The organism is Tunturiibacter empetritectus, from assembly GCF_013410875.1.
GTDB lineage: Bacteria > Acidobacteriota > Terriglobia > Terriglobales > Acidobacteriaceae > Edaphobacter > Edaphobacter empetritectus.
In genome coordinates, this window is sequence record NZ_JACCCU010000001.1 from 1387132 (window position 1) to 1407623 (window position 20492).

The window sequence follows — 20492 nt, forward strand, 5'->3', positions numbered from 1 at the left end:
TACTAGATGACGCCAGCCGGTTTGGGGTTACTTGGATCGAATTTGGCGATCTGGACTTTTTCCGCGAGTCCGACTTTGCTGAGGAGCCAGATGCAGTAGTAGTTGATGTCGAACTCGTACCAGGCGAGGCCATGGCGGGCGCTGACGGGATGGGCGTGGTGGTTGTTGTGCCAGCCTTCGCCTCCGGTGAGGATGGCGACCCACCAGTTGTTGCGGGAGTCGTCCTTGGTCTCGAAGCGGCGTTTGCCCCAGAGGTGGGTGGCGGAGTTGACCAGCCAGGTGGCGTGGAGGCCGATGGTGACGCGGAGGAAGGTTCCCCAGAGGACCATGCCGAGAGCGCCTACTGCGTGATGACCCGCGGGTGCGAGGGCTGCGCCAAGAGCGACCTGAAGGAGGCCGGTGACGACGAGGGGAACGTAGTGGTATTTGCTCAGCCAGACGTGGACGGGATCCTTGGTGAGGTCAGGAGCATAACGGCCAAGGAGGGCGGTCTCGGAGTGGAGGGCGCGGCCGGAGAGGATCCAACCGGCGTGAGCCCACCAGGTGCCGTCTTGCGGCGTGTGCGGATCGCCTTCCTGGTCGGAGTTCTGATGATGAACGCGGTGGGTGGCTACCCAGAAGATCGGGCCGCCCTCGAGCGCGAGGCAGCCGCACATGGTGACGAAGTATTCGACCCACTTGGGAACTTTATAACCGCGATGAGTGAGCAGGCGGTGATAGGCCACGCCGATGCCGACGTTGATCGCAAAGAAGTACATGACGAGGAAGACAGCGAGATTTTTCCAAGAGAAGAAGAAGAGAGCAGCGATAGCTCCGACGTGGAAGAGTCCCATCGCGATGGTGGTGATCCAGTTGATGCGGCCTTCCTGGTGCTCGCGGCCCATGCGGAGGTCCTGCTTGATCTTCTGGGTGACTTCGGCGACGGCTGGGACTACTGCGGCGAGCTTGGGCGCCTTTACCGGGGCTTCTTCGATGGTGGTGATCGGGGTCATATGTATCGCTGTCCTTGTGTTTCGGGTACCGGTGAACTGCTAATACTGACGCTATCAGGGGTGAAGGCAGACGTGGTGTAAGACTTTTGTAATGCCACCCAAAGGTGGGAGTTGATACCCTTGAAGTATGACAAGTGGGACCAGAGTTGCGCCGTTTGGATTGAAGCCGTGGTTTAGCGAGAGAGTGTGGGGAAAGAGCGATCTCAAGCCCTGGTTTGATGAGACTGGGACGACCAAGTTGGTGGGGGAGGCCTGGCTGACTGGACCGCAGTGTCTGGTGCAGAGTGGACCGTTCAAGGGGCGGACGCTGGCTTCGGTTGGGGAGAAGATGGGTGGCGAGTTTCCGCTTCTCGTAAAGATTTTGTTTCCGGCGGATAAGCTTTCGGTGCAGGTGCATCCGGATGATGCGCAGGCGAGGGCGATGGGGGAGACGCGGGGAAAGACTGAGTGCTGGTACGTGCTGGAGGCGGAGCCGGGTGCGACGGTCGCGCTGGGATTGAAGGCGGGCGTCGGCGCGAAGGAGGTTGCGGCTTCGGTCGAAAGCGGGACGCTGGAGCTGCTGCTGGAGCATGTGCCAGTGTCGGTGGGGGACATGCTATTCGTGGATGCAGGGACAGTGCACGCTATCGGGCCCGGGGTGGTGCTGCTGGAGACGCAGCAGACGAGCGATGTGACCTATCGGCTGTATGACTATGGACGGCCTCGGGAACTGCATCTGGAGAAGGGCTTACAGGTGATTAAGTCTAAGACACAGGCGGGGAAGGTTGCGCCGCGGGAGATGGCCGGATTTACGAGGTTGATTGAGCAGAGATATTTTGTGGTGGATCGATTTGAGATCTCTGCGACGAGGAAACGGACGGTCGATTTTGCAGGAGCGGGTTGTCTTGTTGGTTTGGCGGGGAGTGGTGTGGTGAGGACACCTGATGGAGAGTTGGAGTTGATTCCCGGAAGGACTGTGGTGGTGCCGATGGGAGACGGGGATGTGGTTGTGGAGACGAAGGCCGGAGTAACGTTTGCGCGTTGTGTGGCGCCGGTCTAAGAGGTGACATTATGAAGGCGAAAGCGACTGGAAAATATGTTGCTTTGCTGCGCGGCATCAACGTTGGCGGTAAAAATATGCTGCCGATGAAAGAGCTGGCGGGACTCTTCGTCACTTCTGGATGTGAAGAGGTGGTGACCTACATTCAGAGCGGGAATGTAGTCTTCTGCGCAGGCGATAAGGTGGCAGGTGGAGTGCAGGACGCAATTACGAATCAGGTGGAATTGCAGTTTGGGTTGAAGGTGCCGGTGGTGCTGCGGACGGCTTCCGAGATGCAGGCAGCGATTCGGACAAATCCGTTTTTGAAGGTTGGGGCTGCGGAAGAGATGCTGCATGTTTGTTTTCTGGCGGATCAGCCGGGGCGGGACCTGGTGGCGGGGCTGGATGCGATGCGATCCGCACCGGATGAGTTTGCCGTCATCGGGCGGGAGATCTATATGAAACTCGTAACCGGAGCGGCGAAGACGAAGCTGACGAATGCGTATTTCGACTCGAAGCTGAAGACAGTGAGCACGATGCGAAACTGGCGGACGGTCTTGAAGCTCGCGGAGATGATGGCTTGACGCGCGAGCTTCGTTCGCCAGGATTTGCTGATGCTAGTTGAGGAAGGCGCCTAGTTCGTTGGCGGCATTGCGGAGGTGGTTGAGGAAGCGGCTCTGCATCTCGAGGACGGAGAGACGGGGTGCATTGCCGCTGAGGTTCAGCGTGGCGACGACTCGGCCCGAGGAGGCAAAGACGGGGACGGCCAGAGAGCGGAGGCCGACCTCATACTCCTGATCGACGAGGGCGTAGCCGTTGCGGCGCACGTTGCGCAGAGTGAGGCGGAGCTTCTCGACTGAGGTGATGGTGCGTGTGGTGTGTGGAGTGAGGACGGCTTTGGCGAGGTACTGCTCGAGTTGCTCGGGTGGGAGGTAGGCGAGGAGAATGCGACCCATGCTGGTGCAGTAGGCGGGCAGGCGGCTGCCGATGTGGAGGTCGACGGCCATGACGCGGTTGACCTGGGTGCGGGCGATGTAGACGATGTCTTCGCCGTCGAGCGTGGCGACAGAGAAGGACTCGCGGAGAGCGGCTGACATGCGTTCGAGGATAGGCTGGGCGGCGGTGGAGAGGGTGTTGGAGGTGGTGTAGGTATGGGAGAGGGTGAGCATGCGCGGACGGAGGGAGTAGCGCGAACCGTCTTCCGCGCCGGCAAAGCCCAGTTTGGTGAGGGTGTAGAGGCAGCGGCGAACTGCGGCGCGGGAGAGGCCAGTCTTTACGCTGAGTTGCGAGATGGTCATCTGCGGGGATTGCTGGGTGAAGGCCTGAATGACGATAAGACCGCGGGCTAGCGAGGTCATAAAGTTGGGATCGCCGGTGAAGACGTCGAGAGAGGAGGCGGGAGTGGGTTTGGCGGCTGCGGGCGGAGTGGGCGGGAGAGATTCGGCTGCCGATGCGAGGGGTTGGCGAGGCGTGAGGCTCATGCGGGTCCCTTTCCGTGACGTTATCAAAGAGGTGTTCGATAGACGGACTATCACTACGATAAACGCACGGCTAAGATATCGCAAGATGTTCACGAGACAGCTTCAATATTAAGTGGAATGTTGACGGGGTGTTTCGCAACTCTGCAAGGTAGGCGTTTTTATCTCAGGTTGAGAGCGGCGAGGACGTCGGCGGGTTCAGGGCGGACGCGGAAGTCGGCGTGGCCTTCGGCGAAGACGATGGTGTTGGTCTGGTCGATGACGAAGACCGCAGGCATCGGGAGGCGCCAGCTGGCTTCTGTGGCGTTGTGATAGCTGAGGCCGGTGTTGTTGAAGGGAATGTTGATGAGGATGGACTGGTAGTAGCTGCGGAGAGCCTGCGGGATGGTATGGGCTATGCCGAATTTCTCAGCAGTGGTTGCGCCAGGGTCGGAGAGGAGAGGGTATTGCAAGCCGTGCTGCTCGAGGGTGAAGTTGTTTTGGCGGGTGGTTTGCGGGGAGATCGCAACGAAGATAGCGCCGCGTCTGCGGAGGTCGGTATGGAGGTCTCGCCAGGCTTCAAGTTCGGTGACGCAATAGGGGTCCCAGCGGCCGCGAAAGAAGTTGACGACGAGTGGGGCGAGGGCGAGTAGATCAGCTGAATTGACGGGCTTGTGAGTCAGAGCGTCTTCAAGGGTGAAGGATGGAGCTTGATCTCCGGTTTTCATGACGCGGTCTTCGATGCCGGTGTTGAAAAGGTCTTCGGTCGCCCTTTCGGAGACAGCGAGGCGCTCGGGCTGGACGAGGGCACGGGTATTTTGCGTGATGCGGTCCAGTTGATCCTGAAGCGAGATGTTGAGCGCAGCGGCCACAGTTACATTATTGCAGCTGTCTCTGTGGGTTGTGGTGTTGGGCTGGCTTTCGCAGTATTTGTTGTGGCGTGGCAGGAGGCGGTCGGCTGCGATCTTTGCGCTACGGTTTTGTTGTGACTGGCGTTGGCGGCAACAGGGCCCGCTTTCATCTCTTTGATGAGAGTGACGAGACGGGTGAAGGCTTGCTCGCGAGCGGTCTTGTTGCCGGGAACGTTGTTGCTGGGATCTTCGCCGGCACGCATGAAGCCGTGGCCCGCGCCGTCGTAGGTGATGGGCTCATATTTTTTCCCAGCAGCTTTCATGGCATCGACGGTAGCGGGTAGGGTTGCACCGATGCGGGCATCATTGCCGGCGTAAAAACCGTAGACAGGGGCGGTAATGGTGGTGACGTCCGAGGGGCCGGGGCCGTAGAAGACGAAGGCGGCTGAGAGATCTTTGCGGTGAGCGGCGAAGGCGAAGGATTTGCCGCCTCCCCAGCAGAAGCCTGTGACGGCGAGTTTGCCGTTGGCCGCGGGGAGCTTCTTGCCGTAGTCCGCTGCGGCGTCAAGGTCTGCGTTGACGACGGCGGGATCGAGGCCGGAGACAGCTTTGATGGTCGCGTCCTGATTAGGGAAGGCGTCGGAGCCACCTCCGTTGGGGCCGAAGCCGGTGAGCAGGTCGGGAGCGATGACGATGAATCCCTGTGCGGCTAACTCGTCGGCCATCTCTTTGGCCCAGTCGCTGAGTCCGAAGATCTCGTGGATGAGAATGACGACGGGGGCCTTGGTTTTGACCTCGGGGTAGACGACGAAGGCCTGAACGGTGCGGTCGCCGTGTTTGAGCGGGACGTATTCGTGGTGGCGGGGCGAGGCTTCTAGACGCGTCTTGGCCCAGTCCTGCGCGTGGAGGGTAGCGGTGGCGAGGGGGAGGAGAAGAGCTGCAGCGACGAGCTTGAGAGTGTAAGGCATTGTGAACGTCATGGGGAGGAGTGTAGTACGCGATTGAGTAGACGGACAAGGTGAGGCTACGATTTTGGCGGGACATTGATGAGATTGATAAAAGCATTAAAGCGGTTGTAGTTGACTGAGAAGGCTGCGAGCGAAGGGTGTTCAGAACCGCTTTTTATACACTTTTCGGATGGAAAGATTTCATTTGCGGATTGCTACTTCGGACGATGTAGCTCAGATTCGTAGTCTCATCGTGGCGTCAGTGCGGGGACTTCAAACTACGGACTATTCTCCGGCGCAGAGAGAGGGCGCATTGGCTACGGTGTTTACCGTGGATAGCCAGCTAATCGCGGATGGGACGTATTTTGTAGCGATCATTGAAGGCGGTGAGATGGCTGGATGTGGTGGATGGAGCTTTCGCAAGACGCTTTATGGCGGCGATCACCAAGTGGAACGTATTGCGCCTGAGAGATTAGATCCTCGGCAGGATGCGGCGAAGATCCGGGCGATCTTTGTGCATCCTGACTATGCGCGGATGGGCTTGGGTGGCTTGATTCTTGACGCTGCTGAGGAGGCGGCGGTGGCAGCAGGTTTCACGGACTTTGAGATGGGTAGTACGTTGACCGGAGTGTCGCTGTATGCGCGAAAGGGATATCGAGAGGTGGAACGAAGGCAGGTTCCAGTAGGCAGTGGGGTGACGATTGAGGTCGTGCGGATGGTGAAGCGGCATGGCTTTGAGGTTGGCACGACGCCGTGTAGTCTTCAGGCAGATTGAGTTGGGAGTGAATCGATGATTGAGATGCCGATGATTGCAAAGGGCGTGGACGAGCTTTACTTGCTGCCGGGGATGACGAATCGACATGGTCTGGTTGCGGGGGCTACGGGCACGGGCAAGACGGTTACGCTGCAGGTGATGGCGGAGGCGTTGAGTTCGATTGGAGTACCGGTATTTGCGGCCGATGTGAAGGGAGACCTGTCGGGAATCTCGCAGGCGGGGAAGAGTTCGCCCAAGTTCGATGCGCGGGTTGCAGCAATGGGTCTGGGGGAGTGGAGCTTTGCAGGATGTCCTGTGGTCTTCTGGGATGTCTTTGGCAAGCAGGGGCATCCTGTGAGAGCTACTGTCAGTGAGATGGGGCCGCTGCTACTCAGCAGGATTCTGAATCTGAACGATACGCAGACGGGCGTGCTGACTCTGGTCTTCAAGATCGCCGATGACAGTGGATTGCTGCTGCTGGACATGAAAGATATGCAGGCGATGCTGCAGCATGTCGGCGAAGCTGCGAAGGAGTATCAGACGCAGTACGGAAATATCTCTGCGGCGAGCATCGGCGCGATTCAGCGCGGGTTGGTGGCGTTGGAGCAGCAGGGAGGAGATCTTTTCTTCGGGGAGCCGGCGTTAAATATCGATGATTTGCTGCAGGTGGATTCGAGTGGCAAGGGCGTGGTGAATATTCTAGCGGCGGATCAATTGTTGCAGTCGCCACAACTGTATGCGACGTTTCTGCTTTGGCTGATGAGTGAGCTGTTTGAGAAGCTGCCGGAGGTTGGAGATCAGGAGAAGCCGAAGCTGGTGTTCTTCTTCGATGAGGCTCATCTTTTGTTCAACGACCTTCCTTCGGTTTTGCAGAATCGCATTGAGCAGGTGGTGCGATTGATTCGGTCGAAGGGGGTTGGGGTGTTCTTTGTGACACAGAATCCTATCGATGTACCGGATACGGTTCTTAGTCAGCTGGGGAATCGTGTACAGCATGCGTTGCGTGCGTTTTCGCCACGAGATCAGAAGGCGGTGAAGGCGGCGGCGCAGACGTTTCGGGCGAATCCGAAGTTGAATGTGGAGGCCGTGATTACGGAGATGGGTGTAGGAGAGGCGCTGGTCTCGTTTCTGGACGAGAAGGGAATTCCCGGGATTGTGGAGCGCGCGATGATTATGCCTCCACATAGTCAGATCGGTCCGATTACTCCGGAACAGAGAGCGGCAATTATTAAGAATTCGGTGGTGGCGGGGGTGTATGAGACGGTGGTGGATCGGGAGTCGGCGTATGAGCGGCTGAAGGGGAAGGCTGTGGCTTCGGGTGGGGCGGCGGGTTCAGCAGGGTCTCCGGCGGGTTCGGGCTCGGGGTGGTTGGGGAGCCTGGAGGCGGCTGGGACTGCGTTGGGCGGGGTGCTGGGGCAGGGGAGTTCGCAGCGGGGGGATACGGTGCTGCAGGCTGCGGTGAAGAGCGCGGCGCGGACGATGGGGAGTACGGTAGGACGGCAGTTGATCCGTGGGGTGCTGGGATCGCTGCTGGGTGGGTCGAAGAGGTAGAGGGCGCTATTTGGCGCAGGAGGAGCAGGTACCGTAGACGAAGAACTCGTGGCTGGCGTACTTGAAGCCGCGAGGGAGCTTCGGCCGGGACTGCATCTCGCAGCCCTCAAGTTCGTGGACGGTGCCGCAGGTGTTGCACTGGAAGTGGTGGTGGTGGGCCTTGCCGGCGACCTCGTAGCGGGTGGAGTGGCCGGGGACGTCAACGGGTGTGAGCCACCTGTCGTCGACCAGGCTGCCGATGTTGCGGTAGACGGTGGCGATGCTGAGGGCATCGACCTCTTTCTGGGCGAGTGCGAGGGCTTCGTCTGGGGACAGCGGACGGTTGGCTTCCACGAAGGCAGCGCGAATGGCATCTTTCTGGCGGGTGTTGCGGGTTTGGATGGTCGATGGCATGAGCACGCTTGGCTAGCGTCTTAATCCTAGCCTGTTGCGAAGATAGTCTCAACTAGGGTTTCAACTGGGGGATGAGGCAGGGAGGACTGAGCGGGCCCACTCGGGCGTGCGGAATGGGCCTGTCCAGTTAGATAACTTTGGGCTAGATAACCTTTAGCAACAGCAGGATGAGGACGATGAGGAGGATGAGACTGATTCCACCGCCTCCGTAGTAGCCGAGGCCAGGTCCCATGCGAAAGCCTCCAAAGCCGAACACCAGGATCAGAATAATCAGAACGATAAGCATCTTTAGTTTTTCTCCGTTCGGCGAAGATTCGCCAGATGGAGATGTGATGCAGATTTTGTTACGAACGTGATAACAAATCTCTTTTGTGCTCCGGCGCAGGCACCCCTCCCCCTCCCCCTCGGGGTATTTTGGGAGGAAGTTATTTCTTTACATTGACTTAGGGGTGGAGTGTGTCTGTAAAATCTTGAAAACAAGAGGGTTGCGCGCAAAATACTTGTTTTGAATTACTTACGGCGAAATGGAGTCTCGAAACTCGCTTGGTGAGAGTCGATATCGCACTCTTACAGGATAACTGTTTGAGGGGAGTGAATACGCCACGCGAAAAGTCGCGTCTGGAGCGGGTTTTCGCGCATATGGGGCTTGACATGCGATTTTTCGGCTGTTTTCGATGGGTCTAATTTTGTCTTGAATGGTCCTGGGTGGTCTGTCCTTTCGTTTGAAAGCGATTGGGTACAGAGGTCATCCTTGGGGTGGGCGAGGGGGTGCGGCAGATGGGGCAGGCCATCAGATGGTCGGCGGCGTGCCGGTTTGCTGCCTGGACGGCTTCCGCGGTGTCCATTTCGCGGGCGATCTCTTCGATTGCTTTAGATTTTGCGGGGAGTTCGCACTGGCGGCGCATGGCTTCGGCAAGGTTTTGGAGGAGCAGTGTCCCCTCGGGGCAGTAATGAGTCGACATCTCGTGCCTCCTTCTTTGGAAAGAGACGTTCGCAAGGGGTACGAGATGAGAGGCGGTTTGGATGGCCTGAAAGTTGTAGAGACGCTACATAAAGTTTGATGTAGGGCTGGTTGACCGTGGTCAGGCCATCTTGTCAGGTTTTGCCCTTCTCGTTTCGGGTTATTTTTCCTTCTCGAGTTCGACGACCATGACCTCCATTGGCTTGTCTCCGGCGTTGATGTCGGAGTGGAGGGTGTTGGGAGCCATGGCAGGGAGCCAGTAGGCTTTGCCTGTCTCCCATACGTGGGTTTCGGATGCGCCGGAGGGCTCGACGATGTTCATGGTACCGCCGGTGAGTGCGATGATGACGCGGGGATGATCGTGGTGGTGCATGGCGAGTGGCTGGTGCGGCGTGACGATCGTCTTCCAGATTTTGACGTCTTCATTTTCAAACTGAGGGAATCTTTGGGTCTTCTGTTCGACTTGCGAGATGAGAACGGTGGTGCTGAGGGCGGCCGCTAAGAAGGCGGCCACGGGGGTGGCGTGCTTCATGGGTGTCTCCTTGTGGCGAGGAGTTTAGCACGCGGTTAGAGGTTTGGGATCTTCCGTTCGCGTGTGGCGTCAGTGCCCAAATCTCAGAAGCGAGGTATGGGCATTGGGCATAACATTGTCGCGTGTGAACGGTCTCACGGTCAGGAATGACGGCCCAGGCAGGTGAAGCGACTTATTCAAGGAGGCTGTGCGATGGCGAATCGAATGATTGGAACGATAGTGTCTGGCGTGGTGTGTGGTGTGGCTCTACTCGGTGCGGCTGGTGTCGGCTGGGGGCAGGGAGCGAAGGCGCTGTATCCGGCGATGGCTCCGATTGAGCAGTACCGCGTGGCTAGTGTGGCGGAGGAGGTTGCGCTGGCGCGCAGTGCGGCGAATGTGGCAGTGAGCGGTGATGCGGAGGTGATGGTGCTCGGCAGCCACGGCTACGAGACGGCGGCGAAAGGGAAGAACGGATTCGTCTGCCTGGTGGAGCGCTCGTGGGCTACCACCTTTGACGATCCACAGTTCTGGAACCCGAAGCTGCGTGCGCCGCACTGCTTCAATGCGGCGGCTGCGCGGTCGGTGATGCCAGCGTATCTGAAGCGGACGGAGTTGGTGCTGTCCGGGATGCCGAAGGATCAGGTGGAGGCACGCATGAAGGAGGCGGTGGCGACGAAGGTCATTGGCGCGCCGGAGCAGGGGACGATGTGCTACATGATGTCGAAGCAGGGCAATCTGAACGATCATGACGGCCATTGGCGTCCGCATCTGATGTTCTTCCTGCCGACTACGGATGCTGCGAGCTGGGGTGCGAACCTCGACGGGTCACAGGTCTTCGCTGCGCAGGGGAACCCTGAGCCGGTGACGATTTTTATGGTTCCGGTGACGGCGTGGTCGGATGGGACGGTGGGGGAGATGAAGTGATGCCTCTATTTGCGGCCTAGTGGATTTACGTTCCTACCCTTCGCAGAAGATCCTTATTTTTCGCATGAATTTGTGCCGGGCGGGTTGGGAGTAGTGCGGTTCGCGCCGCGCGCGAATGCCTACTCATGCGATGAGACTGCGTGAATAGGGCCCGCAATTCATCTAAGTTGACGCTTCAAATCCTGGCAAAGTTGGTTCATCTGGATTGTCGAGATCCAGCGCCTCTAGAAGTTCTGCTTTGTCTTGGTATTCAAGCCACACAATAAATCCACGATCAACAATATTGAGTCGAAGACCCGTCTGATCATAATCAAGCACAATTGCCTTAATATTTTTCTCGACCTGAAGGGAGGAACAGTACTGTAGTGCTTGTGTCAAATTACCGGGATTCAAAGCCTTGCCTGAGGGGTGGTGTTCTTGAAGGTGTTTCCGTAATTCTGCATACGTGAAGCCTGCCTGAAGTTTTTCAGACTTTGCCGTCAAGACCGGATGTAGAAGCCATCGATACATCCTAAGCTGAGTGTCCTGAAAGCCACCTGCAAAAAGGTTCATGAAGGTGGTATACCGACCACTTTGTTGATCGACGATATTTTTTATCAGTGCTTCAACATTAATTTCTTTGCCAACGACTCTTTGGCTTTCTGCTGTACTTGTCACGTTTGCTTCCAAGCAAGCTAGGCGGCAACCCTCTTGAACAACGTAGACACTGAACTTAGAAAACTTAATGAGACTCGTTGCAAACGCTGGATCAAAAGTAACGTTGAGCATTTTTGCGCCCAGCTAATCACTGAGCCAAGTTCTTCTTCGGTCCAGGTATCAGCATCAACAGATACGACCCTTCCCGTGAGGTCTCCGTTGTAGACAATCAGACGATCATTATCGAGCCAGACGCCAATGATAATAAAGCAGACTTTTGAGGCCTCATGAAAGGCTTTTAGTGCAACAGAAAAGTCTATTTGTGTCGAAACAGGTAAGTAGTGAAAATCTTCAAGAACGATGAATTTTTGAAAGTTGGCAGCCTTCAGTGCGGCAATGATGTCATTAACATCACCAGGATCGAGTTCCAAATCGTGGACTTCCACTTCGCTCGTCTCAGTCGATCCTTTCTCTCCCCCCAATTCCGCGCTGATTCCCATGAAACCAGCTTTTAGGCCAGCGTTTATTTTGTTTGTTCCTTCTATGGTTTTCTTCTCGGACTGAACAACTTGAAATCCTGCGCGTTTTAGTATGTTGGAGTGGAGTTCTTGGATATTCCACTTGTTGGAACATTGAACAAGAATGTAATCGTCGTCCTTTAGGCAATGTTTTCTAAGACACGTTTTGCCTTGCTTCGAACTTCCGAAAATGACGACATGTTTGTCGCGAGTCAACGTGCTGACGAACGAATCATCGACTTTTTTCCGCGTTACATAGTTGAGGGGGACATCTCGAGTAACACCATAGACTTCGTCCGTGGTAAAGCTCTTCGTTTGAACCGAGTTGTGATCACCGAACATAAATTGATATTACCTGCCGAATTTTTGTTTGCCTTGCATTTGGCTCATCATGCGTTGTTGGGCTTTGATGCCGCCGCCACCGCCGAGTGACTTGAACATCTTGCGCATCTGGGCGTACTGGCGGAGGAGGTTGTTTACGTCTTGTACGGATGTGCCTGAGCCCTTGGCGATGCGCTTGCGGCGGTTGCCGTTGATGATCTCGTGGTCGAGGCGCTCTTTGTTGGTCATCGAATTAATGATGGATTCGACGCGGGTGAACTGGCCTTCGTCTACGTTTTCGACGGCCTGCTGCATGCCCGCGAAGGGGCCGACGGAGGGGAGCATCTTGAGGATGGACTTCATGGAGCCCATCTTTTTGATCTGACGGAGCTGGTCGCGGAAGTCGTCGAGGGTGAAGCCGTCGCCGGAGAGGGCTTTTTTGGCGAACTGCTCGGCTTTGCCGCGGTCGAGGGTGGATTCGGCGCGCTCGAGGAGGGTGGCGATGTCGCCGTGACCCATGATGCGGGAGACAATGCGGTCGGGGTGGAAGGGCTCGAAGGCGTCGGGCTTTTCGCCGGTGCCGAGGAACTTGATGGGCGCGCCGGTGACGTGGCGGATGGAGAGGGCAGCGCCGCCTCGGGCGTCACCGTCCATCTTGGTGAGGATGGCGCCGGTGATGGTGAGGAGATCGTTGAAGGCCTTGGCGGAGTTGACGGCGTCCTGGCCGGTCATGGCGTCGGCGACGAAGAGGATCTCGGAGGGCGAGAGGAGCTTTTTGAGCTGCGCCATCTCGTCCATGAGGGAGGCGTCGATCTGGTTGCGGCCGGCGGTGTCGACGATGAGCATGTCGCAGCCGAAGTTGGCGGCGTCGCGTTTGGCCTCTTTGGCGAGGCGGAGGACGGCGTCGGTGCCGGGCTTTGCGATGTCGGAGTCGGTGAGTTTGCCCTCGTAAAGTTGGGCGGAGATGGAGCGGGCTACGATGGCGAGTTGCTCGCGGGCGGCGGGACGGTAGACGTCGACCGAGACGAGCATGGGGCGGTGGCCGGCTTTTTTTAGCCACTGGGCCAGCTTTCCGGAGGTTGTGGTTTTACCTGAGCCTTGCAGGCCGGCCATGAGGATGACGCTCGGCGGCTGGGAGGCTTTCTGGAAGCGGGCGGTGTCGCGGCCCAGGAGGTTGACTAGCTCGTCGTGGACGATTTTTACGATCTGCTCGGAGGGCGAGAGGGCGGTGGCGACCTTTTCGCCGATGGCGCGGGTGCGGATGTGCTCGACGAGCTCATTGACGACGGTGAGGTTGACGTCGGACTCGAGGAGGGCGAGGCGGATCTCGCGGATGGCGTCGGAGATGTTCTCGTCGGAGATGGTGCCCTGGCCGCGGAGGGTCTTGAAGGAACGCTGGAGTTTGTCGCTTAGGTTTTCAAACATGACTGCTACAAGTTTACAGGGAATGGCGGCGATGGCCTACCGGCCGGGTCCGCTGCGCGCGGTGCGGTCACTTCGTGACTTGTATACCCCTTCGGCTAGTGCTTCCGATGGTCGCGATACGGAGTTGCGGCGGAAGATGATTGGGCTTAGTTGAGGATGCCGCCTTTGGCGAAGGTGATGGTGAGGTCGACGAGGTGGGTGTTGGGGTCGGCGACGGCGTTGTAGGTGGCGGAGTAGCCGGCGAGGGACTGGAGGGCGCTGTTGTTGTGGAGGAACCCGGTGAGGTAGGTGGTGTCGTAGAAGTCGCCGGGGTTCATGTGCCAGGCGGAGTCGAACTGCTTCTGCTGCTCGGTGGAGAGGCCGAGGGCTTTGACGCTGTGGATGTGGTACTGCGGGCCGGGGTCGACGATGATGGTGTAGGAGACGTGGTGGCTGAGGTGGTCGAAGGTGGCGGGGGCCTGGACTTTGGCGTCCTGAAAGCCTTTGGCAAAGTAGGCGCCGGCGATGATGGAGAGGCTTTGGCGGAGAGCGGCTTCGGAGGCCATGTCGCCGGGCTTCATCTTGGCTTGCTTGTTGAAGTCGGCGGTGCTGATGACCTCGGAGCCGGGCCAGGTGAGTTGGAAGAGTTGGTAGGGCTGGCCTTCGCTGAGCGTGGCGGTGAAGTCGAGATCGATGACGCTGGGGGTGGCCTGGGGCGGGGTTTGGGAGAGGTTGAGGACGGCCATGTCGAGATAGCCCGCGTCGTGGTAGGCCGAGGTGAGTGCTTTGGTGATGGTGGTGCGGGTGGTGTTGGTGTCGAAGGGCTGATTAGTCTGGTCTTTGATGACGGTGTCGAGCCTGGGCTGCATGGCGGGGGAGGCATGCACGACGGTTAGTTTGTGGACGCGGATCTCAGGCGACTGGATGGCGAAGGCGATGGCGGTTGGGGTGGCTCCGGGTTGAGAGCTGACGGCAAGGGCCACGACGTTGGCGGTGACTCCTTTTTCGGCGACCATCGCTTTGAGGGCGGAGGTGATGTTGTCCTGGAGGTTGCCGGTGGTCGGGACGACTCCGATGTAGAGGGGGACTCGGGCGGTGAGTGCGGAGGTGAGTTCGGAGGGGGACCACCAGACGAAGTTGGTGAAGGTGGCGGGGAGGAGATTTTCTGGCGGCATCGGCTTGAGATCGTAGACCAGGCCGGTGGCGTTGGATTCGAAGCTGATGTCGGAGAAGAGGCCGGTGTCGCTGAGGTGTTGGGCGGCAGCTTGAACGTCTGCCTGTGTGGCGGCTGCGCCTGGTTGCAGGCCGCTGACTTTGAGGAGGTCGGCTTGGGAGAAGGCGGGTGCGCCTGTGAAGGTGATGGGCGGCAGGGTGAAGGTCTGGGCGGGGAGTTGGAGGGTGAGGACGGAGAGGCAGAGAGCGAGGAGAGCGGGCCTGAGGGTGGTAGAGCGCATTTGAATGGAAGATACCCCATGCCGCGATGGGAGAGAAGAGACTTTTTTAGGGACAAGTGCGTCCTGCCAGCGGGCCCACTACGCGTGGGGCGGTCACTTCGTGACTTGTTTACCGCTTCGCTTGGTGCTCCCGTTGTTCGCAGGTTGAAGTCCGTGCCGACCAACGGGAGGAGCTATGCTTTCTCGTTCGCAAAGACGGGTATGCGCGTCACGAAGTGACCGCTCTCCGCGCAGGAGGCCCGTCCGGCAGGACGCTCGCCTTGGCAAGTGACGGGCTTGGTGCGTGGCCAGGTTGGTTCGGGTTGCGAGTCGGCAGGCACGGAGGTTTGGCGGGCGGGATAATCGAGTTCTATGCACGAGATTGGGCAGGCTGGAGGGAACGCGCGGACAGTGCGGGAGTTTGTGGCGTATCTGCGGGTGGAGAAAGGGCTTCGACCGGCCAGTTGTGAGGCATATCAAAGGGATCTGGAGCAGTTTGCGGAGCATGTTGAGGGGCGCGACGGGTTGCTGGTGGGGGCGACCCAGGCGGATGTGAGCGGGTTTATGGAGGGGCTGCGTGGGCACGCGGTGGAGTCGAGGTCGATTGCGCGGAAGCTGAGCTGCCTGCGTGGGTTCTATCGCTGGCTGCTGATGGATAAACGGATTACTCATGATCCGACAGTGAATGTGGAGACTCCTGCGAGCTGGAAGGTGCTGCCGAAGTCGCTGGCCGAGGGCGAGGTGGCGGAGATGCTGGAGCGGACCGGAGTTGCTGCCCGGAGTGACGGTGCGGATGGGCTGGCGCTGCGGGATCATGCGATCTTGGAGCTGCTGTATGCGGGCGGGCTGAGGGTGGGGGAGATATGCGCACTGCGGGTGGAGGATGTGCATCTGGACCAGGCGCGGGCGCAGGTGAGGGGCAAAGGCGATAAGGAGAGGATTGTGCCGCTGGGGCGGTCGGCGGTGGAGGCTTTGGAGAGGTATCTGGTGGTGGGGAGGCCGGGGTTGGTGAGGAGCGGGCTGGAGCGGGGAGGCCATGCGGTGCAGAGGGCGCTGTTTCTTAGTGTGCGGGGAAATGCGCTGACGCGGCAGTGGGTTTGGGAGATGGTGCGGTCGGCTTCGGGGACGGGTAAGGCTAGTCCGCATATGCTGAGGCATAGCTGCGCTACGCACATGGTGGAGCATGGTGCGGATTTGAGGAGTGTGCAGACTTTGCTGGGGCATGCGGATATTGCTACGACGCAGGTTTATACACATGTGGCGTTGGGGCATTTGAAGAAGGTGCATCGGGAGCATCATCCGCGGGGGAAAAGGCGGGTGGTTTAAAGGGTTGGGGTTGAAAGGTTTGGGATGTTGGGGCGAGCGAGGGTCTTCGGGATCCTTCGCTCCGCTCAGGATGACAGCAAAGGCAACCGCAGATCCCCTTCAGGGATGACAACAAGAACGGCAACGGCAAAGACAAAGGCAACGGCAGAGACAAAGGCAACGACAAAGACAAGGCAACGGCAGAGCAAGGCAGAGGCGAAATGCGGGATAAGGCTGGCGGGATTAACGGATTGGCCGAAGGGTTTCTGGCGATGCTCGCGAATGAGCGAGGCGCGTCGGAGCATACGGTGCGGGCTTATGCGCGCGAGGTGCGGAGCTTTGCGGCTTATCTGAATGAGACTTTGGGGAAGGATGCGAAGGTGAGTGCGGTGGAGCATCTGCATATTCGCGGTTACCTGGGGGCGCTGTATGAACGGGGGCTGACCAAGGCGAGTGCGGCGCGGGCGCTGGCGGCGGTGAGGAGCTGGTTCAAATGGCTGGCGAAGGAGGGGCATGTGGCGCAGAATCCGGCGCTGCTGGTGAGTACGCCGAAGTTGCCGAAGCATCTGCCGCGGGTGCCGAGTATGGAAGAGGTGAATCGAGTTTTGAATTCGCTGGATGGTTCGACTGAGAAGAGGGCTGGCGGAGCGGACGGTGTAGCCTCCCACCCTTCGCAAAGTACGCGAAGGATGGGGCACCCGGACGGTGGTGGCGATGCGGAGGAGGGAGATGCTTCGGCGTGGCCTGAGCGGGATCGGGTGATCTTCGAGTTGTTGTATGGGTGCGGGATTCGTAACTCGGAGCTGGTGGGTTTAAATATGGGCAGTGTGAAGTGGCGCGATGATGCGGTGCTGGTGCGCGGCAAGGGGCGGAAGGAGCGACTGGTGCCGCTGGGGGATGAGGCTGCGGTGGCGTTGAGGGCGTATCTGCCGCTGCGCGAGGCGAAGCTGGTGGCGGCGGGCAAGGGCACGCTGGTGCATGAGGGGCCGTTGATGATGAATCTGCGGATGCGTGGCGATTGCAGGCTGACGACGCGGAGTGTGGGGCGGATTGTGAAGGCGATTGCGCTGAGCCGGGGGCTGGCGGCGGATGTGCATCCGCATACGCTGCGGCACGCGTTCGGCACGCACATGCTGGAGGAGGGTGCGGATCTGCGGGCGATCCAGGAGATGCTGGGGCATGAGCGGCTGTCGACGACGCAGAGGTATACGCAGTTGACGGTGGGTCAGGTGCAGAAGGTGTATGACGAGACGCATCCTCGGGCTAAGTGAGAACAGGGCGAAGTGAGATCTCCGTAGATACTTTTTGAAGGGCTGGTTTTGTGTTGGATTTTTTTGAAGATGCGGGGGTGTTGGTTTTTGCTGGGGGTTTTGCGTAAAACGTGGTTTTGAACGTGGTTTTTTGATGGTGAGATGGTGGTGGCTTGTGGTGAGTTCGTGGCTGATGGGTGGTGCGATTTGTGGTGGCGAAAAAAGTGACAGCGTTTTGAGATTTATTTTCGTGTCTGGAATTGGCGGTGGCAGACAGCGGGTTTCTCCACTGCGCGCAACAGCAGGCCGTTGTCCTTCGGTGAAACTGACAGATCTTCGGTCGTGCTCTACGGCGATACTGCTCTAGTGGGTGGTGGCGTAGACGTAGAAGTCGGAGAAGGAGGTGTCGTCTGGGTTGGATGGGTCGTAGGGGTAGTCGTTGGCAATTGTGGAGTGGAGAGACCATTGAGGTTGATGTTGGGCCACCCAGTCGGTGAACGCGCGGTGATGGACGTGTTTGTAGTGCCACTCCTTGGTTATGTTGCTGGAGTAGACGACTACGAAGCGGCTGCCGGAGGCGAAGAGTTTACGCATGTAGTCGTCGAAGACGTGATCCTCGACGAGATGATAGATGACGTCGAGTGAGAGAGCGAGGTCCGCCTTAGTGCCTGCGGGGAGAAGACTGGCTTCGAAGAAGCGTTTGCTGGGGTCGTTGGCGAAGAGGGAGCGGCAGATTTCGATGGCTTTGGGGGAGACATCGACGCCGGTGTAGGCCGGATAGCTGGCAAGTTTGAGCTGCGCGCCGTCGCCGGAGCCGTGCTCGATGACGGAGGCGATGTGGTGCTGCTGGACGAAGGTGTTAAGGAAGTTGGCCTTGAAGTGGGCGAGGCGGTTGTAGCTGCCCGGGCCTGAGTCGCCACCTTTGCGGTAGCGTCGCTCCCAGTAGTCAACCGAGTTTCTGAAGTGTGCTCGGCGAAGTTGAACGAGGCCTGGGCCAATCAGTGGGACGTTCTTGAGAAAGGATTTAACACTTGCGATCATTTAGTCACCATCATCCTGGGGAGTTGGGAGGAATAGTTGGCTATATGGTACTGCCAAGTTCGATGCATTGAGGGAAGATCGGTTGGCCGATTTAAGCATTTTTAATCATGAATATTTGATTGCTAAGTGTTGACCTTCTTGAGTTTGTCGCAGTCCCTCCCTGAGAAGCATTATGGCACAGGAGTTGTTTGATCCCGGTAAACGATTTAACCTTTGCGGTCTTCGGGAAGGGGGCTGCATCCAATGAGGGCGAGGTACGGAATGCTGCAAGGATTCGCGAAGGGTGCGGGGTTGGCGGCGGTGGGGTTGGCGCTGATGGCGGGGCAGGGGTGCAAGAAGAAACAGGCTCCGGCTGCTGTGCAGCCTGTAGTACGGACGGTGCCGCGGGCGGCACAACCGGACTTTCCTGATGATCCGCCGCCAGTGCCGGTGGTCGCCGATAGAGGCACACATCACCCGGTGCGGCGGGCGGCTGCGCCTGCTTTGGCGCCGGCTCGGCCACCGGCGGTTGATCCGAATGCTCTGGCTGAGGCGCAGAGGCAGCGGGATGCAAGTCTGTTGCAGAGGCAGCAGGCGGCTTCGCAGCGGCAGCAGCAGGAGCTGAACGGGGTGGTCGAGCGGAGCGCGAAGATTCGGCAGGCTCAGCAGGATGAGCCGCGGATTCAGGAGGCTCCGGAGGCTCCAATCGATCGTCCGCTGCCGGGGGTGCCTGGCCAGCGGATCCAGGATAATCCCGCGCGGATGCCTGAGGCCGAGCCGGAGCAGCCAGCGCCTTCGGATGGGGAGTCTGCGCCGGACGGTACGAATTCTGCTCAGCCGCAGCCACTGCCACCGCAGAGCTAATGGGAGGGTGGATTCTCTCCCTTCCATTGGAATGCTGTTCTGCCGCCACAATATCTGAGACTCTGAGACGTCATTACAGTAGCGCACCCTGGGGTGGCGTGAGATCGTGACCGATCTGGCAGGCAGGCCCGCACAGGTGCGACTCGAGCGCGTAGACGCAGGTGAGCTTTATGGCAAGTTTTCAAGGCGAGGCGTTGCAGTCAGCAAGCAAGCCTGATTCAGATTGCAGATTCGAGCCGGGCGTCATGGTGCCGGTAATCGATCCCATGCGCTGCGAAGCGAAGGGACCATGCGTTCCCATTTGTCCTTACGATGTTCTCGTTATCCGCACCGTCACGCCTGAGGAGAAGGCTGGGCTTCCTTGGGTCGGGAGGTTCAAGTTGCTGGTGCATGGCGGCAAGCAGGCGTTCGTTCTCGTCCCTGAAGCTTGCCGGGGATGCGGCTTGTGCGTCACAGCCTGCCCAGAGAAGGCGATTACACTTCAGAAGCTGCAACTGCGACGCTGACTGCGCCGAAGTGCGGCTTTCCGGTTGGTCCAATGCATGGCAGATTGATGTCTGTGGGCGGAGGCAACTTCGTCAATGGGCCGAGATGAGGAGGATGTGGGCTGGTTCGGCGGGGGTGGCGGGGGCGATCTCGAAGGGCTGGTTGGGGGCGATGGCGACTACGGTGCCCAGTGAGATCTTTGTGGGGTGGCTGTTGTGGAGGATGGTCGTAGGGGAGAGGGTTACTACGAGGGATCGGTCTGGCGAGGGTGGGACTGCGCAGGGAGCAGAGGTAGCGCAGACGACTCTGCGGACGGAGAGGCCGGCGGAGGAGAACTCGGTGGAGCTGATGTTGTGGGTGAGGTCGGTGGGGGCGGGGCCGCGGAAGTCCGGGGTGTTGCCTAGGTCGAGGTGGGGGAGTTCGACGCGGAGGAAGTCTGAGGGGAGGTCGCTGAGGTTTTCTATGGAGTGGCGCTCGAGGATGCCTCGGCTGATGCGGTAGGCTCCGAGATGCGTGGGCGGGCGGGTGATGGTTTCGGGCGGGTTCTCGTGGATGATGTTTACGGGGCCGGAGTTGTTGAGGTAGACGTAGACGGTGGAGGTGGCGGGGTGGTCGTGGACGGGGACTTTCTCGTGGGGGCCGTAGTGGACGCGGATGACGTTGAAGGTTTGGTTGGTGAGGATGGTCTGGTAGTTGGGTGGGAGTGGTTGTTGGGCTGGGGTGGTTAGGGTTAGGGAGAGGAGCAGGGGGAGAAGGGTTTTCAATCTGGGCCTCCTGGGGTTGTGATGCTTGGGGCTATTGGCGCCTATGAGAAGGCAGCAGCAGGCTTTTCACCGTGTTCGACTACGCTCAGGGTGCTGAATGAGAAGCAAATGGGCGAAGGCAAAGGCAACCGC

At 58.9% G+C, this 20492-nt stretch carries 23 protein-coding genes; 9 read left to right on the forward strand and 14 right to left on the reverse strand.

Annotation, left to right across the window (positions count from 1 at the left end; genetic code table 11):
* Nucleotides 1-2 precede the first annotated feature (2 nt).
* Nucleotides 3-992, reverse strand: coding sequence for an acyl-CoA desaturase (locus HDF08_RS05850; RefSeq protein ID WP_179637608.1), 990 nt, complete (start codon nucleotides 990-992; stop codon nucleotides 3-5).
* A gap of 127 nt (nucleotides 993-1119) precedes the next feature.
* On the opposite strand from HDF08_RS05850, the gene HDF08_RS05855 reads away from it, so the two are divergent.
* Both HDF08_RS05855 and HDF08_RS05860 read left to right on the forward strand, forming a co-directional pair.
* Entirely contained in the window at nucleotides 1120-2031 is a 912-nt protein-coding gene (locus HDF08_RS05855; protein WP_179637609.1) for a type I phosphomannose isomerase catalytic subunit, read from the forward strand.
* Between the two features lie 11 nt (nucleotides 2032-2042).
* Complete coding sequence (locus tag HDF08_RS05860) at nucleotides 2043-2594, forward strand: DUF1697 domain-containing protein (protein WP_179637610.1); 552 nt, start codon at nucleotides 2043-2045, stop codon at nucleotides 2592-2594.
* A gap of 33 nt (nucleotides 2595-2627) precedes the next feature.
* Here the strand turns inward: HDF08_RS05860 and HDF08_RS05865 are convergent, their stop codons facing one another.
* The 3 genes from HDF08_RS05865 to HDF08_RS05875 form a co-directional block, all read right to left on the reverse strand.
* A complete protein-coding gene (locus HDF08_RS05865; protein ID WP_179637611.1) occupies nucleotides 2628-3491 on the reverse strand; it encodes an IclR family transcriptional regulator domain-containing protein in 864 nt (287 codons plus the stop codon).
* Between the two features lie 158 nt (nucleotides 3492-3649).
* The gene (locus HDF08_RS05870) at nucleotides 3650-4339 is read right to left on the reverse strand and encodes a peroxiredoxin family protein (RefSeq protein WP_373563127.1); all 690 of its coding nucleotides are present in this window, start codon (nucleotides 4337-4339) and stop codon (nucleotides 3650-3652) included.
* A gap of 2 nt (nucleotides 4340-4341) precedes the next feature.
* Nucleotides 4342-5286, reverse strand: coding sequence for a dienelactone hydrolase family protein (locus tag HDF08_RS05875; RefSeq protein WP_257030881.1), 945 nt, complete (start codon nucleotides 5284-5286; stop codon nucleotides 4342-4344).
* A gap of 184 nt (nucleotides 5287-5470) precedes the next feature.
* Between HDF08_RS05875 and HDF08_RS05880 the strand changes: the two genes are divergently transcribed.
* Nucleotides 5471-6040 (forward strand): GNAT family N-acetyltransferase, encoded by a 570-nt coding sequence (locus tag HDF08_RS05880; protein WP_257030882.1) that lies wholly within the window; start codon nucleotides 5471-5473, stop codon nucleotides 6038-6040.
* 15 nt (nucleotides 6041-6055) lie between these two features.
* On the forward strand, nucleotides 6056-7570 hold the full coding sequence (locus HDF08_RS05885; protein WP_179637614.1) for a helicase HerA-like C-terminal domain-containing protein: 1515 nt from the start codon (nucleotides 6056-6058) through the stop codon (nucleotides 7568-7570).
* A gap of 6 nt (nucleotides 7571-7576) precedes the next feature.
* Here the strand turns inward: HDF08_RS05885 and HDF08_RS05890 are convergent, their stop codons facing one another.
* The 4 genes from HDF08_RS05890 to HDF08_RS05905 form a co-directional block, all read right to left on the reverse strand.
* Complete coding sequence (locus tag HDF08_RS05890) at nucleotides 7577-7963, reverse strand: Fur family transcriptional regulator (protein WP_179637615.1); 387 nt, start codon at nucleotides 7961-7963, stop codon at nucleotides 7577-7579.
* Nucleotides 7964-8105: 142 nt separating this feature from the next.
* Nucleotides 8106-8249 carry a DUF3309 family protein gene (locus HDF08_RS05895; protein ID WP_179637616.1) on the reverse strand — a complete coding sequence of 48 codons (144 nt, stop codon included), beginning with the start codon at nucleotides 8247-8249 and terminating at the stop codon, nucleotides 8106-8108.
* 394 nt (nucleotides 8250-8643) lie between these two features.
* Nucleotides 8644-8925 (reverse strand): hypothetical protein, encoded by a 282-nt coding sequence (locus HDF08_RS05900; RefSeq protein WP_179637617.1) that lies wholly within the window; start codon nucleotides 8923-8925, stop codon nucleotides 8644-8646.
* Between the two features lie 159 nt (nucleotides 8926-9084).
* The gene (locus tag HDF08_RS05905) at nucleotides 9085-9456 is read right to left on the reverse strand and encodes a cupin domain-containing protein (protein WP_179637618.1); all 372 of its coding nucleotides are present in this window, start codon (nucleotides 9454-9456) and stop codon (nucleotides 9085-9087) included.
* A 192-nt stretch (nucleotides 9457-9648) separates the two neighbouring features.
* On the opposite strand from HDF08_RS05905, the gene HDF08_RS05910 reads away from it, so the two are divergent.
* Nucleotides 9649-10359 carry a hypothetical protein gene (locus HDF08_RS05910; RefSeq protein WP_257030883.1) on the forward strand — a complete coding sequence of 237 codons (711 nt, stop codon included), beginning with the start codon at nucleotides 9649-9651 and terminating at the stop codon, nucleotides 10357-10359.
* A 162-nt stretch (nucleotides 10360-10521) separates the two neighbouring features.
* On the opposite strand, the gene HDF08_RS21420 is transcribed toward HDF08_RS05910, so the two are convergent.
* The 4 genes from HDF08_RS21420 to HDF08_RS05925 form a co-directional block, all read right to left on the reverse strand.
* Nucleotides 10522-11016 carry a hypothetical protein gene (locus HDF08_RS21420; protein ID WP_218884510.1) on the reverse strand — a complete coding sequence of 165 codons (495 nt, stop codon included), beginning with the start codon at nucleotides 11014-11016 and terminating at the stop codon, nucleotides 10522-10524.
* A 17-nt stretch (nucleotides 11017-11033) separates the two neighbouring features.
* Entirely contained in the window at nucleotides 11034-11855 is an 822-nt protein-coding gene (locus HDF08_RS21425; RefSeq protein ID WP_218884511.1) for a hypothetical protein, read from the reverse strand.
* Nucleotides 11856-11864: 9 nt separating this feature from the next.
* The gene (gene ffh, locus HDF08_RS05920) at nucleotides 11865-13259 is read right to left on the reverse strand and encodes a signal recognition particle protein (RefSeq protein WP_179637619.1); all 1395 of its coding nucleotides are present in this window, start codon (nucleotides 13257-13259) and stop codon (nucleotides 11865-11867) included.
* Between the two features lie 146 nt (nucleotides 13260-13405).
* Nucleotides 13406-14692 carry a POTRA domain-containing protein gene (locus HDF08_RS05925; protein ID WP_179637620.1) on the reverse strand — a complete coding sequence of 429 codons (1287 nt, stop codon included), beginning with the start codon at nucleotides 14690-14692 and terminating at the stop codon, nucleotides 13406-13408.
* Between the two features lie 351 nt (nucleotides 14693-15043).
* On the opposite strand from HDF08_RS05925, the gene HDF08_RS05930 reads away from it, so the two are divergent.
* Both HDF08_RS05930 and HDF08_RS05935 read left to right on the forward strand, forming a co-directional pair.
* Nucleotides 15044-15997: a site-specific tyrosine recombinase gene (locus HDF08_RS05930; protein ID WP_179637621.1), complete on the forward strand. Its 954-nt coding sequence runs from the start codon at nucleotides 15044-15046 to the stop codon at nucleotides 15995-15997.
* Between the two features lie 200 nt (nucleotides 15998-16197).
* Entirely contained in the window at nucleotides 16198-17247 is a 1050-nt protein-coding gene (locus tag HDF08_RS05935) for a tyrosine-type recombinase/integrase (protein WP_179637622.1), read from the forward strand.
* 342 nt (nucleotides 17248-17589) lie between these two features.
* Here HDF08_RS05935 and HDF08_RS05940 read toward each other — a convergent pair whose 3' ends face one another.
* Nucleotides 17590-18267, reverse strand: a complete 678-nt coding sequence (locus HDF08_RS05940) for a class I SAM-dependent methyltransferase (protein ID WP_218884512.1) — start codon at nucleotides 18265-18267, stop codon at nucleotides 17590-17592.
* A 261-nt stretch (nucleotides 18268-18528) separates the two neighbouring features.
* Here HDF08_RS05940 and HDF08_RS05945 point away from each other — a divergent pair, with 261 nt between their 5' ends.
* Together HDF08_RS05945 and HDF08_RS05950 are read left to right on the forward strand one after the other, a co-directional pair.
* A complete protein-coding gene (locus HDF08_RS05945) occupies nucleotides 18529-19110 on the forward strand; it encodes a hypothetical protein (protein ID WP_179637623.1) in 582 nt (193 codons plus the stop codon).
* Nucleotides 19111-19280: 170 nt separating this feature from the next.
* The gene (locus HDF08_RS05950; RefSeq protein ID WP_179637624.1) at nucleotides 19281-19616 is read left to right on the forward strand and encodes a 4Fe-4S dicluster domain-containing protein; all 336 of its coding nucleotides are present in this window, start codon (nucleotides 19281-19283) and stop codon (nucleotides 19614-19616) included.
* Nucleotides 19617-19688: 72 nt separating this feature from the next.
* On the opposite strand, the gene HDF08_RS05955 is transcribed toward HDF08_RS05950, so the two are convergent.
* Entirely contained in the window at nucleotides 19689-20360 is a 672-nt protein-coding gene (locus HDF08_RS05955) for a hypothetical protein (protein ID WP_179637625.1), read from the reverse strand.
* Nucleotides 20361-20492 lie beyond the last annotated feature (132 nt).

What these genes read in the sequence shown, in the direction of transcription:
- HDF08_RS05935 (WP_179637622.1), top strand. Translation starts at nt 16,198, where the DNA reads ATGCGGGATAAGGCTGGCGGGATTAACGGATTGGCCGAAGGGTTTCTG.
- HDF08_RS05930 (WP_179637621.1), top strand. Translation starts at nt 15,044, where the DNA reads ATGCACGAGATTGGGCAGGCTGGAGGGAACGCGCGGACAGTGCGGGAG.
- HDF08_RS05885 (WP_179637614.1), top strand. Translation starts at nt 6,056, where the DNA reads ATGATTGAGATGCCGATGATTGCAAAGGGCGTGGACGAGCTTTACTTG.
- HDF08_RS05865 (WP_179637611.1), bottom strand. Translation starts at nt 3,491, where the DNA reads ATGAGCCTCACGCCTCGCCAACCCCTCGCATCGGCAGCCGAATCTCTC.
- HDF08_RS05895 (WP_179637616.1), bottom strand. Translation starts at nt 8,249, where the DNA reads ATGCTTATCGTTCTGATTATTCTGATCCTGGTGTTCGGCTTTGGAGGC.
- HDF08_RS05875 (WP_257030881.1), bottom strand. Translation starts at nt 5,286, where the DNA reads ATGCCTTACACTCTCAAGCTCGTCGCTGCAGCTCTTCTCCTCCCCCTC.
- HDF08_RS05945 (WP_179637623.1), top strand. Translation starts at nt 18,529, where the DNA reads ATGCTGCAAGGATTCGCGAAGGGTGCGGGGTTGGCGGCGGTGGGGTTG.
- HDF08_RS05850 (WP_179637608.1), bottom strand. Translation starts at nt 992, where the DNA reads ATGACCCCGATCACCACCATCGAAGAAGCCCCGGTAAAGGCGCCCAAG.
- HDF08_RS05905 (WP_179637618.1), bottom strand. Translation starts at nt 9,456, where the DNA reads ATGAAGCACGCCACCCCCGTGGCCGCCTTCTTAGCGGCCGCCCTCAGC.
- HDF08_RS05855 (WP_179637609.1), top strand. Translation starts at nt 1,120, where the DNA reads ATGACAAGTGGGACCAGAGTTGCGCCGTTTGGATTGAAGCCGTGGTTT.
- HDF08_RS05890 (WP_179637615.1), bottom strand. Translation starts at nt 7,963, where the DNA reads ATGCCATCGACCATCCAAACCCGCAACACCCGCCAGAAAGATGCCATT.
- HDF08_RS05900 (WP_179637617.1), bottom strand. Translation starts at nt 8,925, where the DNA reads ATGTCGACTCATTACTGCCCCGAGGGGACACTGCTCCTCCAAAACCTT.
- HDF08_RS05925 (WP_179637620.1), bottom strand. Translation starts at nt 14,692, where the DNA reads ATGCGCTCTACCACCCTCAGGCCCGCTCTCCTCGCTCTCTGCCTCTCC.
- HDF08_RS05860 (WP_179637610.1), top strand. Translation starts at nt 2,043, where the DNA reads ATGAAGGCGAAAGCGACTGGAAAATATGTTGCTTTGCTGCGCGGCATC.
- HDF08_RS21425 (WP_218884511.1), bottom strand. Translation starts at nt 11,855, where the DNA reads ATGTTCGGTGATCACAACTCGGTTCAAACGAAGAGCTTTACCACGGAC.
- HDF08_RS05940 (WP_218884512.1), bottom strand. Translation starts at nt 18,267, where the DNA reads ATGATCGCAAGTGTTAAATCCTTTCTCAAGAACGTCCCACTGATTGGC.
- HDF08_RS05950 (WP_179637624.1), top strand. Translation starts at nt 19,281, where the DNA reads ATGGCAAGTTTTCAAGGCGAGGCGTTGCAGTCAGCAAGCAAGCCTGAT.
- ffh (WP_179637619.1), bottom strand. Translation starts at nt 13,259, where the DNA reads ATGTTTGAAAACCTAAGCGACAAACTCCAGCGTTCCTTCAAGACCCTC.
- HDF08_RS05910 (WP_257030883.1), top strand. Translation starts at nt 9,649, where the DNA reads ATGGCGAATCGAATGATTGGAACGATAGTGTCTGGCGTGGTGTGTGGT.